The sequence below is a fragment of the Devosia algicola genome (assembly GCF_028816455.1).
GTDB classification, from domain to species: Bacteria; Pseudomonadota; Alphaproteobacteria; order Rhizobiales; family Devosiaceae; genus Devosia; species Devosia algicola.
In genome coordinates this window covers 3,440,945-3,453,568 of record NZ_CP118246.1, presented here as the reverse complement: position 1 = coordinate 3,453,568, position 12,624 = coordinate 3,440,945, and the positions used below count along the sequence as shown (strand labels likewise).

Here is a 12,624-nt window from a genome sequence, read left to right as displayed (position 1 = left end):
ATTCGATCCCGGGCCGGGCTAATGCGTCTGGACCCGTTGCGTATAGCGTTGGCGATTGGCGTCGCCGCCTTTGTCATTACCGCGATCTATATCGCCAGCCTGCTGTTCGAGCGTCAGACGGCGCTCGAACCAGTGGGCCGCGGCAATATTTCCTGGATGACGGCGCAGAGTCCCTCCGAATATGCCCGCCTCGAACAACGAATCAGCGCCTATGGGCTTTCTGGTTCCGGAATTGACCGGGCCGAGGTCGAGATGCGCTTCGATATTATCAGCAACCGGTTGCAAACATTGCACAGCAGTGCCTTGGCCCTGTTCATCGCCTCGGACCAGCGGAACGTAAAAACGTTGGCAGCACTCGACGACGCCGTTTCCAAGGCGCGGGCGTTGCTGGGTGAATTAGACGTCGAGGGCACGCCGGTGCGTATGCTCGAGCCTTCTTGATCCGGTATATCCCAAGCTGGTTCGCTTGTCGGTGGACGCCAATGCATGGAATTCCAGCCGCCTCAATCGCGAACGCGAGCAATTGTTTGGCCTGCAAAAAGTGTTTGCCTGGGTGGCGACCGGGCTGATCGCCTGTGGCTTTGTGTTCGTTGTGCTGCTGCTGCTGAACAACCGGGCGCTAACGCGGACGCATGAGCAGTTGCGGCGCAAGGATCGTGCCCTGCAAACCCAGTACAACTGGTTTGAGGCCGCTGTTAACAACATGTCCCAAGGCTTGTGCCTGACCGATGGTGACCGGCGGTTGCTGGTTTCCAACAAGCAGTTTCTCAATTTGTTTTCACTCTATGAGGGCGCAAACTGGCAGGGACAAGCACTCGAAAAAATACTACCTGCCAGCATGCTGCCGGTCGCTGTCGATGTGAGCACAGCAGACCCGCTTGGCGTGTATGTCGCCGAGACACCCTATCGACGGACGCACCGGCTAGATGATGGCACGGTGTTGTTTGTCTCTCATGAACCGATGGCAAGCGGGGGATGGGTTTCTACATTCGAGGACATAACGGAGCGCCAGAACGCCCAGGATCGAATCGCTCATATGGCCCACCATGATGGCCTGACGGGACTGCCGAACCGACTACTCTTCTGGCAGCACACTGAAAACGCCCTTCATGAATTGAGGGATGCCGGCAACCCATTTGCCGTTCTCTATCTGGATGTCGACCGGTTCAAGGAAGTAAACGATACGCTGGGGCATCCAACCGGGGATGCGCTACTGCGCGCCATCGCGGATCGACTGGCAAGCACCGTCACGTCGCCCGACGTGATCGCCCGCCTGAGCGGAGATGAGTTTGCAATCCTGCATTTGCCCGGATCCGAATTATTTTCAAGCACTCAGGCGCTGGCGGAACGCGTGCTGAAGGCCATTAGTCGACCCTATTTAGTAGGCCACACCGAAATTCAGATCACCACCAGCATCGGCATCGCCTTTGGTCCACAGGACGGCAGCGACAGTGATGAGTTAATCAAGAAAGCCGATCTGGCGCTTTACCGGGCCAAGGAGCCTGGGCGCCAATAAATTCCGCTACTTCGATCCCGAACTGGAAGAGAAGTTGCATCGCCGGCGCGGCCTTGAGGTTGACCTGCGACGGGGTCTGGCCAACGGCCAGTTCCAATTGTATTACCAGCCTCTGATTTCGCTACAGAGCATGAAAATCGTCTCGGGCGAAGCCTTGTTGCGGTGGAATCACCCGGTTCACGGCTCCATCTCGCCGGCGGAATTTATCCCATTGGCAGAAGAGACCGGCTTTATCGACGACCTTGGTGAATGGGCGATGCAGCAGGCACTGCGTGATGCAAGCAACTGGCCGGACAACGTTCGGGTGTCGGTCAATCTGTCCCCTGTCCAGTTCCGGGATTCGACGCTGGCGCGCCGCGTCCAGGACATGCTGGTCCGCTCAGGCATGGCGCCAGGTCGTGTCGAACTCGAGATCACAGAGTCGGTGCTACTGCATGACAGCAGCACAAATCTTGAAACACTGCGCCAGTTGAGCGCGCTGGGCTGCCCCATAGCACTGGATGATTTCGGCACGGGCTTTTCGTCATTAAGCTATCTGCTGCGGTTTCCGTTCAACAAGATCAAGATCGATCAGTCGTTTGTCCGCGGCCTTGAGGATCGCGGTGATCGGTTTGCCATCGTTCAATCGGTAGCCCAGCTTGCCAAACGCCTGAATATGACTACGACCGCCGAAGGCGTTGAAACACTGGACCAGCTCAACATTGTGCGGGAAGCTGATTGCACCGAAGCGCAGGGTTATTATTTCAACCGCCCCTTGCCCGAGCATGAGTTTCATGCGCTTGTGCGCGCCGAGGCAACCGGACCCGATAGTGTGGGCCGCCGCCTTAACCGGAGCAAACGCTATCTCGGCCTGGTGAAGTAGGGCCTGGACGGCAAAGCCGAAAGTCAGGCATGAGCAGTCGATCCCTCTATATAGATATCGGGGCCAATATAGGCGACACAATCGCTGAACAAATGGCTGCGGCCACGGTGGATCATTGTTGGGCAATTGAGCCGAACCCTACGCTTTGTGCCGCGCTGAGACAGCGCTTTGATGGTCAGCGTGTCGATATCATTGAGATGGCGGCATGGACAGCTGCGGGTGTTATGCCGCTCTATCTCGGCGATCCCGTATCCTCGACACTGCTCGAAGGCAAGGTAACGCTCGAGAACTATCCTCAATATGCCATTACCTACGATCAATCTGTCGAAGTGCAGACGCTGGATCTGGCGCAATGGCTGCGTACGAATGTTGGCGCCGACGATAATGTCATTGTCAAAATGGATATCGAGGGCGCGGAATATCAAGTTCTTCAGCACCTGCTCGACAATGGCGCCATTGATCTGGTTGATGAGCCTTCGGTGCGAATTTCACCCCGAACGATTTCCAAACGTTGCCAGTGCGCACGACCGCATCGTGCGCGAGGTGGGCGCCCACACCAAATTGGTCATCTGGCGATAATATTGCCTCGGTCGGGTTCTGGCAAAAAACTACGCCAACCCCGACTGCGCCAACACTTTTCGAAATAGGGTCGGCAAGGCCTCGCGTCCAAACGCGCGGGGATCGGCCCACCAGCCATGTTCGAGCGCGGCGGCATCAACCAATTTGATCGACCAGACTTCGAGCTCGAGCCTGAAATGGGTAAAAACGTGGACGATCCGACCATGGGGCTGCCAATATCCGGGGCAAGGAAAGCGGGGATCGCTCGGCCTTGCGGTCCATTCAGAGGTTGGTGTCTGGGTCATTTTGGCCAACAGGCCTTTATCAGGCCGGGTTTCGAGAAAAATATCGCCATCACCGTCAAACATCACAAAAGCATGGCCATACCGCGTTGGCCGTTCAGTCTTTTGGGCCTTGATGGGAAAGAGTGTCGGATTTTCGGTGGTCCGCGCCAAACATCCGGACCGCAGCGGGCAGGAGGTGCACAGCGCCTTGCGAGGGGTGCAGATGGTGGCGCCGATATCCATCATTGCCTGAGCAAAGTCTCCGGCCCGCGCGGGTATCACTGTTTGCAGCGCGGCGCGCAGCGTTTCCTTGGCTTCGCGCACCGGGACATCCAGGCGATAGTAGCGCGCCAGCACGCGGTCGAGATTACCATCGAGCACGGCTATTGGTTCGTCATGGCAGATAGCGGCAATTGCTGCGCTGGTGTAAGCGCCAATGCCAGGCAGGGCCTGCAGGGCGTTGGAGGTTTTGGGGAACACACCGTCGTGATGCTCCACGACCGCGACAGCGCAGGCGTGCAAATTGCGGGCTCGCGCATAATAGCCAAGCCCTGCCCATTCAACCAAAACCGCGTCCAACGGCGCCGCGGCCAGATCGAATACTGTAGGCCAGAGCGATGTAAATCGGGCAAAATACCTGCCAACGGTTGCGACGGTGGTTTGCTGCAACATCACTTCGGATAGCCAAACCCTATAGGGATCCGGCGCGTCACCGCGCGCTCGTTCAGCCGGCCCGGTACGCCAGGCAAGGTCACGGGCATAACGATCATACCAACGCAGAACAGCGGCGCTATCAATGGGCAATGCGGTCGACAAATTCATGTGTGCAGATGTGGAGAAGCGCCCCCGGTAACGCAAGTCAAAAGTGTTAGGGCCGGGCTATGCTTGCGCCTGTGCGGGTGGCGCGGTAGACCAAAACCAATCGAAGCGTGCTTGGATAAAGGGCTGATGGCGGCAAAATCGATGACATTCAAGCGCCGCAATCGCGCAGTCGGTATTGCCGATGCGCTTGCCGGTGCGCTGGATCCGGTACTCAAGAAACGCGGTTTTGCCAGCCAGGATATATTGAACCATTGGGCGGCCATGGCCCCTGCCCCTTATGATCGTATAGCGATACCAGACAGGTTGGGCTGGCCGCGCGGAGAACGAAGTGCAGAAGGGGCAACGCTTTACCTGCGTTGCGTGCCTGGACACGGGTTGGCAATCGCGCATGAAGGCGCGCGAATAGCCGCTGCGGTCAATCGCTATTTTGGTTATGTGCTGGTGGGACAAGTGCGTTTGTCAGTGGAACCGTTCATCCCCGGTTCAACCGTGCCCGACAAAAATGTTGCCGAGCCTGCCCCCGAAATTCGCGCCAAAATTGGTGCGAGCGTTGCAGGGGTGGATGATGAGGGCGTGCGCGAGGCACTGCGCGGTCTTGGCCATGCCCTGGCTCAGCGACGCCGGAAACGGATTGAATAGGGCGTTCACCGCCTATTGATAGTCATGCCCTCTTGTGGTCGCGATGCTGATGTGTAGTGTCCCCACAAAGCAATATTGGAGCGTTCATCGTGAAGTTTAACCGTCGAGATACACTTGTTCTGGCCTCTGCGGCTGCCGCCTTTGGTCTGATCGCACCGGGGGTGATGGCCGCCGAGGGCGATATGATTGATACGGCCAAGCTGATGGCGCCCGCTGGCGGTTGGAGCGATTTTCCGCTTGGTGCCGAGGATGCGCCGGTGACGGTCATCGAATATGCCTCTCCAACTTGTCCGCACTGCGCTTCGTTTTCAAACAATGTCTATCCTGAGTTCAAGAAGGCCTATATCGACACCGGCAAGGTTCGGTTCCTGTTGCGCCCACTGATGCGCGGTGGTCAGGCAGGCGCGATTGACGCGGCAATCTTCATGCTGGCAGAGTCGGCGGGACCAATGCGGTTTCATCAGGTCATTGAAACCTACTACAAGACACAACCTGACTGGATCCAATCGGCGAAATTGCGTGATGCGTTGCAGGAAATTGCACGACAGCTCGGCTTTTCGGACGAACAGTTCGAAACAACGCTGAAAGATGTGGACGGGTTCAACAAACTTGTTGCGGTGCGCGATCAGGCCCTCAATGATTTTGGTTTGGAGGGTACGCCGACCTTCTATATTGATGGCAAGACCCTCTCCGGGGACAAATCGCTTGAAGAGCCTCGCCGCTGAAATCGATCCATTGCTGCCGGCAGGGCAGAACTTTACCCCGGCCAGCGACGCTATGGCACCGGCAGCCGATGCCATGGCACCGGCAGCGGATGCAATGGCGCCCGCCGACACCAGCAGTCCGGCAAAATAGCGTCTTCCTGCCAATCTTGACACGCTGGCGAGCCGCGCGATGAAATTTTCGCGGCTCCGCCTTCACGGCTTCAAATCATTTTGTGACCAAACCGAATTGGTCATGGAACCGGGATTGACCGGCATCGTCGGCCCCAATGGGTGCGGCAAATCCAATCTGGTCGAGGCCATGCGCTGGGCGATGGGGGAAAGGCTCCTATAAAGCCATGCGCGGCTCGGGCATGGATGATGTCATCTTTGCGGGCTCGGGCAATCGACCGGGGCGAAACAGTGCCGAAGTGACCCTGGTGCTCGACAATAGTGACCGCACCGCACCGGCGGCCCTCAATAATGCCGACATTTTGGAGGTAACGCGCCGGATCGAGCGCGAAGCCGGGTCGGTCTATCGGGTCAATGGCAAGGAAGTGCGTGCGCGCGACGTGCAACTCCTATTTGCCGATGCGTCGACCGGTGCGCACTCGCCCGCCATGGTGCGTCAGGGTCAAATTGGCGAACTGATCGCAGCCAAACCGGTGCAAAGGCGTGCGCTACTCGAGGAAGCGGCTGGCATTTCAGGATTGCATTCCAGGCGCCACGAAGCCGAACTGCGATTGCGCGGCGCCGAACAGAATCTGAACCGCGTCGATGATGTTATCGCCCAGATCGAAACCCAGCTTGATGCGCTCAAGCGGCAGGCGCGGCTGGCGCTGCGCTACAGGTCGCTATCAGGCGACATTCGCCGGTCCGAGGCGACATTGTTTCACATTCGCTGGGTTTCGGCGCGGTTTGCCGAAAAAGAAACCGAGGCGCAACAGGGCGTGTTGATCCGCGATCTGGCCGACGCCACGCATCTGGAACGGCAAGCACAGAAAAAACTCGATGCCTCAGAGGCGGCGCTGCAACCATTACGCGAGCAGGAAGCGGCGAGTGGGGCGGTGTTGCAACGGTTCAAAATCCTTTCCGAGCAATTGGCCGAGGAAACACGCCGTGCCAGCCAGCGGCAGGCCGAATTGCAAGAACGCCTGCGCCAATTTTCTACCGATACACAGCGTGAGCGCGACTTGCTGGGTGAAAGTGAGGCCAATTTGGCGCGCTATGCCGAGGAGTCACTTGCGTTGGCGGCGGAAACGCGCGCCGCCCAAACCGAGTTTGATACGGCGCGCGCCGAAGCCGAGGCCGCGCGCCTTGGGGCAGATCAGGCGGAACTGTCGGCGCGGCAGGCAGCCGAAGCGGTGGCTGAAATTCGCGCTCGAAAGGCCCAGACTGTCCGAGCCTTTGAGGACGCTCGGGCTCGCGTGACGCGCATCAGGCAGCAGATTGATGAGGTTGATCGCGAAACCCGGGACATTTTGGGTCGCTTGAACCAGAACCAGGCGCTGGTGCTGACGCGAACGGCGCTCGAAGCGGCGCAAGAGGCGACGCGCGAGGCCGAGGCCCAAACGCTCGCAGCGGAGACGGCCAGTACCGAAGCGGAACACGCCGTGAACGTCGCTCGCCCCGGGCTGTCAGAGATCGAATCCAGTCTGAACCGCCTCGAGGCGGAGGCCGCAACGCTGAAAAAAATGCTCAACAATGGATCACGACAATGGTCAGCCATTGTTGATGATCTGCGGGTTGAGCCCGGCTATGAGACCGCACTTGGCGCGGCGCTGGGTGATGATCTTGAGGCATCGGCAAGTCAGGACGCGCCGATATACTGGACCGACGCGCTTGACACCTCGACCGATCCAGCCCTGCCGCAAGGGGCCGAACCACTGGTGCGCCATGTTGGGGGCAGCGACCGGCTTCGCCGCCGTCTGGCACAGATTGGCGTGGTAGACCGAGCCGACGGTCCGGGCCTAATGCAGAGCCTTAAGGACAGGGCAAGTGCTGGTAACGCCAAGTGGCGATATTTGGCGATGGGATGGGTTGGTTGCGGCGGCCGATGCACCCAGCCCTGCGGCTATGCGCCTTGCCCAGCGCAACCGGCTGGCCGAACTGGATGAGGAAATCGCTCAGGCGCGCGGCGATCAGCAGTCTCGGCAGCGCGATTTAATGGCACTGAGCGGCATCCTTGAGACCGCGCGACAAGATGAAAAGGCGAAGCGGGAGCGCTGGCGCACAGCCCAGCACGCCATAACGGCTGCGCAGGGCGCGGTGGACGACGCCCAATACGCCGTTAGTGAATTGACGACGCGAAAAGGTGCGTTGGAGGATGCGCGGGTCCGACTGGTAACCTCTCTTGCCGAAGCCGAGGCGGCGCAATTGTCGACCAAAGAGGCGCTGGAGGCGAGCAGCGAGGAAAATCACGCTGCCAATTTGTTGGCAACGCAGGAAGCACAGTTGAAGCTGGCGCGCGAGCGGGCGGAACTGGCGAGCGTCAAATTGGCCGGCATCGAAAGCACATCGCAGATGCGGCAGAACAGACTGACGCAGTTGAGCCGCGATCAGGCGAGCCTGGGAACGGCGCTGCGAGGGGGCGCGGGTCCAGTTGAAGACGCTGGAGGCGCGGGTCAATGAGGTCGAGGCGCAATTAGGCGCCGCCAGCGCCGCCCCTGCCGGATATGAAGATCGGGCGAGTGCGTTGGCGGCCGAAATCGAGGATGCCACCGTCACTCACAAGGTGGCAACGGACTCGTTCAACCATGCGCAGACGGGCCATCGCGCCGCCGAAAAAGACCTGCGGCAGGCCAGTGAAATTCTGGTAGCCGCGCGGGTTGAGCCTGGGTCGGATAGAGGAGCGGCTCAAAGGTGCCATTGCCCAGCGACAGCAGATTGAGCGATTGGTGATCGAGACGCTGGGCATCGAGGCTTCACGCACGCTGGAAGCCTCGGGCATTCGCCCGGAGGCGCCATTGCCCGCCGAAGGCGCGGTCGAGCAGAAGCTGGAACGCTTGAAGGCCGAACGCGAGCGGTTGGGCGGCGTCAATCTGACAGCCGAACGCGAAGCCGAGGAGGTCAGCACCAGACTTGCGACCATGATCAAGGATCGCGACGATCTGATCGAGGCAATTGCCAAGCTGCGGCTAGGCATTCAATCGCTCAACCGCGAAGGGCGCGCCCGATTGTCGGAGGCGTTTGACCGGGTGAATGTGTTCTTTCAGGAATTGTTCACCAATCTGTTCGGCGGTGGCACGGCGGAACTGAAATTTGTCGAAAGCGAGGATCCGCTCGAGGCCGGGTTGGAAATCATTGCCCGCCCGCCCGGCAAAAAGCCGCAAACGATGACATTGTTGTCAGGCGGTGAACAGGCGTTGACGGCCATGAGCCTGATCTTTGCGGTATTCCTGACCAATCCCGCCCCGATCTGCGTGCTGGACGAGGTTGATGCGCCACTCGACGATGCCAATGTGGAACGTTTTTGCAATCTGCTCGACTCGATGCGTCAGCGCACCAACACGCGTTTCATGACCATTACGCACAATCCGATCACCATGGCGCGGATGGATCGCCTGTTCGGCGTTACCATGGCCGAACGGGGCGTGAGCCAGCTGGTGTCGGTCGATCTGGGAACGGCAGAATCTTTTCTCGAGGCTGTGTAGGCGCGAAGGGCGAGGTCGGGGATTCTGTTGATGACACGGTGCCGCACCCTGAGCCTCGACACAATATAACTATATGTTTCAATAACTTAGAGGTTTATTCACGTTCTTGACACCTTTGGTGGCTGTCAGTATGGTGCGCACGACTTAGAGGGGCTCCAGCCAAGATTGGTGCGGGTTGGGTGAGGTGGAAAGCGCGATGGCAAATTCGCCTGACCATGATCGCCGCAAGGTGGGTAAAAGCGGGGTCACAAAAGACCTTGCCGAACGCATTGCCTCTGCCAAACGGGACCGGAATGCCCAAGCCAGTCAGGCGGCGGCACGGACGTCGGGAAGGCTCGACCAATGTGGGCCGTGCAGTACGGCTTGGTTCTGAGTTCATCGCCGCCATTCTGGTTGGCATCGGGATCGGGTTTGTTCTCGACCAGGTGCTCGGAACCCGCCCGTGGATCATGCTTGTCATGCTCCTGGTGGGTTTTGCGGCAGGCATCATGAATATCACCCGCGCTGTGGGTGAAATGAACAAGGCGGCACCGCCGCCACCCGGTTCGGACCTAGGCCCGGACGCAGACGACGAAGATGAACGATAGACCGACCAACAAGGAATTGAACCTTGGCCGATCCGACCAAAGTCGACCCGATACACCAGTTTGGCATTACCAGCATGGTGCCGCTCGGTGACAGTTTTGCCTTCACCAATTCCTCGCTGTTCATGGTCCTGACGGTTGGACTGATTGTGTCCTACCTGCTGATCTCGACCGCCGGTCGCAAGCTGGTACCAACCCGTGCGCAGCTGGTTTCGGAGATGCTCTACGAGTTCGTCGCCAATATGTTGCGCGGCGCGGCGGGTACAGAGGGCATGAAGTTCTTCCCCTTCGTGTTCTCGATCTTCATGTTTGTGCTGATCGGCAATTTGTTCGGCATCATTCCGTTCTTCTTCACCATCACCAGCCATATTGTCATTACATTTGCCTTGGCGATCCTGGTTATCAGCGTCGTGCTGATCTACGGGTTCATGAAGAATGGCATAGGTTTTCTCAAACTGTTCGTGCCTCAGGGCGTGCCCGGTTATGTCTTGCCCATCGTGGTGCCAATTGAAATTGTTTCGTTCCTGTCGCGCCCGATTTCACTCTCGGTACGTTTGTTCGCCAATATTCTGGCTGGCCATATTACGCTCAAGGTGTTCGCTGGCTTCGTTTTCACCATGGGTACACTCGGCTGGCTCGGATTTCTCGGCGCAGCGCTGCCGCTGGCCATGACGGTCGCACTGACGGCACTCGAATTGTTGGTTGCGGTGTTGCAGGCCTATGTGTTCGCGGTGCTGACATCCATGTATCTCAACGACGCTATTCACCCCTCGCACTAATTCCCCGGTTCACCTGATCGCGGTGATCAGGCGTTAAAGTCAATCTATCCAGATATCAGAGTTCAAAGGAGCATTAAAATGGATCCAATTGCCGCCAAGTACATCGGTGCCGGTATTGCAGCTATCGGCATGGCCGGCGCGGCTATCGGCGTGGGCAACATCTTCGGCAGCTTCCTGTCGGGTGCATTGCGCAACCCATCCGCCAGCCAGAGCCAATTCGGTAACCTGATCTTCGGGTTTGCCGTGACTGAAGCTTTGGGGATTTTCTCGTTCCTGATCGCTCTTCTGCTGTTGTTCGCAGTCTGATTGTTTCAGACGTTGGAATTTGTGAACGGCGGCCGGCAGGCATCAGCTTGAGGCTGCCGCTCGCTTAACCGGCCAGTTGCGCCGGACGATTTGCCATCAGCGGGTATCGATATGGAAACCACTATAGCGCAGGCCGACATCTCAACCGAAGCCGAACACGCGACGGGAGCCGATGCGACGCATTCGAGCACCGGTGTTCCCGCCGAACATGGCGAGGCGTTCCCCCCATTTGATCCCTCCACATTCGGCACACAGCTGATCTGGCTGGTTATTACTTTTGCAGCGCTATATGTCGCGATCAGCCGCCTGGCCCTGCCGCGCATTGGCGCTATTCTGGATGATCGCAAGGCGCGTATTGACGGCGATCTGAATGCCGCCGATGCCTCGCGGCAGAAAACCGATGCTGCCATTGCCGCCTACGAGGCCGAACTGGCCGATGCACGCGCGAAAAGCCATGCGCTGGCCGAAGAAACCCGCCAGGGCATCAAGGCCGACATCGACGCCAAGCGCCAGTCGGTCGAAGCTGACCTGTCCAAGAAGGTTGCCGAGGCGGAAGCACGCATCCAGGCGACCAAGACGGAGGCATTGGGTCATGTTGGCGAGATCGCCGCTGATACTGTTGAGGCACTGGTGCAGCAACTGACCGGCACCGGTTCGGCCAAGGAAGCCTCGTGATGCCGTCGCCCAGGTTTCCAAGGAGTAAGCCAGATGGACTTTTCAAACATCGATGCCACCACCTGGGCCACGATCTGGGCGACCGTTTCGCTAATCATATTTATCGGCGTCACCATCTATTATGGCATGCCCCGGATTGTTGCCAAACTGCTGGACGATCGCATTGCCAAGATTGAGGAAGAAATTGCCGAGGCCAAACGTCTGCGGACCGATGCTGAAGCCCTTCTGGCCGAATATGAAAGCAAGCGGGCGGAAGCCGAAAACGAAGCCGCCGGAATTGTTACGGCCGCGCAGGAGGACGCCAAGCGTCTGACCGCCGAGGCTAATGTTGCTTTGACCGACATGATCGCCCGGCGTACCAAGGCGGTCGAGGACAAGATTGCCCAGGCCGAGTCACAGGCCGTCGCCGAGGTGCGCGCCAAGTCAGCTGATGTCGCCATCGAGGCGGCCAGGGTTTTATTGACCAAGCAGATGAGTAAAAAGGGTGATGCCCTTGTCGATCAAGCTATCACCGAGGTGAGTGCGCGGCTGAACTAGCCTTAAGGCCCAAAGATGCTACAGGCGGGCGCGATGCCCGCCTTTTTTTACGCACCGACCTCTTCAAAGAACAGATCATAAAAGCGTTGGAGCCGCTGGTGTCGCTCGGCGGCCATATGTCGACCGGTGGCGGTTTGAAAGCCATCGGCAAGCTTGAACAGCTTTGTTCGAAAGTGATCCATCGCGAAGCGCTTATCATCGAGTTGTCGTGACGAGGCGCGCGGATCGATTGGATCATATAGTCCGCTCCCCATGCGCCCGGCGATATAAAAACAGCGCGCCACGCCCACTATGCCAATGGCGTCGAGTCGGTCGGCATCTTGAAGGGTTTTGGCCAAATGTGTTTCAGGTGTGACACCGGCGGAAAAACTGTGGGCCTCGATGGCGTGAGCCACCGCCTTGGTTCTTTGCGCTGACCACCCCAAGTCGCTTAGCAATGCCGTGGCCTTGACGGCGGCTTGACGGGACGCCGTAGCGCGCTGCGGCGCGTTTTTCTCAACTGCGACACAGTCATGCAAAAGCACCGCGACCGCCAGGGTCTCGGCGTCTCCGCCCTCCTTGCGACGGATCGCCTCGGCATTGTTCCAAACCCGCAGCAAATGCGCGACGTCGTGCGAGCCGTCGTCCTCAGCAAAAGCATGCGGCAACAGTTCGGAGGCAAGGACCTGGAACGGCGCGAATCCAGCGGCCAATGCGGCGTATGTCATG

At 58.7% G+C, this 12,624-nt stretch carries 14 protein-coding genes and 1 pseudogene; 13 read left to right on the top strand and 2 right to left on the bottom strand.

The annotated features are described in order from the left end of the window. Positions 1-21: 21 nt before the first annotated feature. Genes PSQ19_RS18425 through PSQ19_RS18410 form a run of 4 tightly spaced genes read left to right on the top strand, consistent with a single transcriptional unit; the run spans position 22 to position 3,025 of the window. Complete coding sequence (locus PSQ19_RS18425) at positions 22-441, top strand: hypothetical protein (RefSeq protein WP_282218939.1); 420 nt, start codon at positions 22-24, stop codon at positions 439-441. Positions 442-472: 31 nt separating this feature from the next. Then, on the top strand, positions 473-1,516 hold the full coding sequence (locus tag PSQ19_RS18420) for a sensor domain-containing diguanylate cyclase (protein ID WP_282218938.1): 1,044 nt from the start codon (positions 473-475) through the stop codon (positions 1,514-1,516). Between the two features lie 34 nt (positions 1,517-1,550). Continuing rightward, a complete protein-coding gene (locus PSQ19_RS18415) occupies positions 1,551-2,378 on the top strand; it encodes a putative bifunctional diguanylate cyclase/phosphodiesterase (RefSeq protein ID WP_282218937.1) in 828 nt (275 codons plus the stop codon). 29 nt (positions 2,379-2,407) lie between these two features. Continuing rightward, positions 2,408-3,025 (top strand): FkbM family methyltransferase, encoded by a 618-nt coding sequence (locus PSQ19_RS18410; RefSeq protein ID WP_282218936.1) that lies wholly within the window; start codon positions 2,408-2,410, stop codon positions 3,023-3,025. Here PSQ19_RS18410 and PSQ19_RS18405 read toward each other — a convergent pair. Continuing rightward, positions 2,987-4,042: an A/G-specific adenine glycosylase gene (locus PSQ19_RS18405; RefSeq protein ID WP_407649041.1), complete on the bottom strand. Its 1,056-nt coding sequence runs from the start codon at positions 4,040-4,042 to the stop codon at positions 2,987-2,989. The genes PSQ19_RS18410 and PSQ19_RS18405 overlap by 39 nt on opposite strands. 126 nt (positions 4,043-4,168) lie before the next feature. Between PSQ19_RS18405 and PSQ19_RS18400 the strand changes: the two genes are divergently transcribed. The 9 genes and pseudogenes from PSQ19_RS18400 to PSQ19_RS18345 all read left to right on the top strand — a co-directional run bounded on the left by PSQ19_RS18400 (position 4,169) and on the right by PSQ19_RS18345 (position 11,916). Continuing rightward, positions 4,169-4,681: a DUF721 domain-containing protein gene (locus tag PSQ19_RS18400; RefSeq protein ID WP_282218935.1), complete on the top strand. Its 513-nt coding sequence runs from the start codon at positions 4,169-4,171 to the stop codon at positions 4,679-4,681. Positions 4,682-4,770: 89 nt separating this feature from the next. Then, positions 4,771-5,406, top strand: a complete 636-nt coding sequence (locus PSQ19_RS18395) for a thioredoxin domain-containing protein (RefSeq protein WP_282218934.1) — start codon at positions 4,771-4,773, stop codon at positions 5,404-5,406. After that, positions 5,387-5,536: a hypothetical protein gene (locus PSQ19_RS18390; protein ID WP_282218933.1), complete on the top strand. Its 150-nt coding sequence runs from the start codon at positions 5,387-5,389 to the stop codon at positions 5,534-5,536. The genes PSQ19_RS18395 and PSQ19_RS18390 overlap by 20 nt, the downstream gene beginning before the upstream one ends. A 39-nt stretch (positions 5,537-5,575) precedes the next feature. Continuing rightward, positions 5,576-9,035, top strand: a pseudogene (gene smc, locus PSQ19_RS20095) (chromosome segregation protein SMC). A gap of 293 nt (positions 9,036-9,328) precedes the next feature. After that, positions 9,329-9,622, top strand: a complete 294-nt coding sequence (locus PSQ19_RS18365; RefSeq protein ID WP_282218929.1) for an AtpZ/AtpI family protein — start codon at positions 9,329-9,331, stop codon at positions 9,620-9,622. 23 nt (positions 9,623-9,645) lie between these two features. Next, positions 9,646-10,398 carry a F0F1 ATP synthase subunit A gene (locus tag PSQ19_RS18360; protein ID WP_282218928.1) on the top strand — a complete coding sequence of 251 codons (753 nt, stop codon included), beginning with the start codon at positions 9,646-9,648 and terminating at the stop codon, positions 10,396-10,398. 78 nt (positions 10,399-10,476) lie between these two features. Beyond that, complete coding sequence (locus PSQ19_RS18355; RefSeq protein WP_035032694.1) at positions 10,477-10,704, top strand: F0F1 ATP synthase subunit C; 228 nt, start codon at positions 10,477-10,479, stop codon at positions 10,702-10,704. Between the two features lie 111 nt (positions 10,705-10,815). Further along, positions 10,816-11,379, top strand: coding sequence for a F0F1 ATP synthase subunit B (locus tag PSQ19_RS18350; protein WP_282218927.1), 564 nt, complete (start codon positions 10,816-10,818; stop codon positions 11,377-11,379). A gap of 33 nt (positions 11,380-11,412) precedes the next feature. Further along, the gene (locus PSQ19_RS18345) at positions 11,413-11,916 is read left to right on the top strand and encodes a F0F1 ATP synthase subunit B family protein (protein WP_282218926.1); all 504 of its coding nucleotides are present in this window, start codon (positions 11,413-11,415) and stop codon (positions 11,914-11,916) included. 47 nt (positions 11,917-11,963) lie between these two features. Here PSQ19_RS18345 and PSQ19_RS18340 read toward each other — a convergent pair whose 3' ends face one another. Further along, positions 11,964-12,623, bottom strand: a complete 660-nt coding sequence (locus tag PSQ19_RS18340; RefSeq protein ID WP_282218925.1) for an HD domain-containing protein — start codon at positions 12,621-12,623, stop codon at positions 11,964-11,966. Position 12,624: the final 1 nt, after the last annotated feature.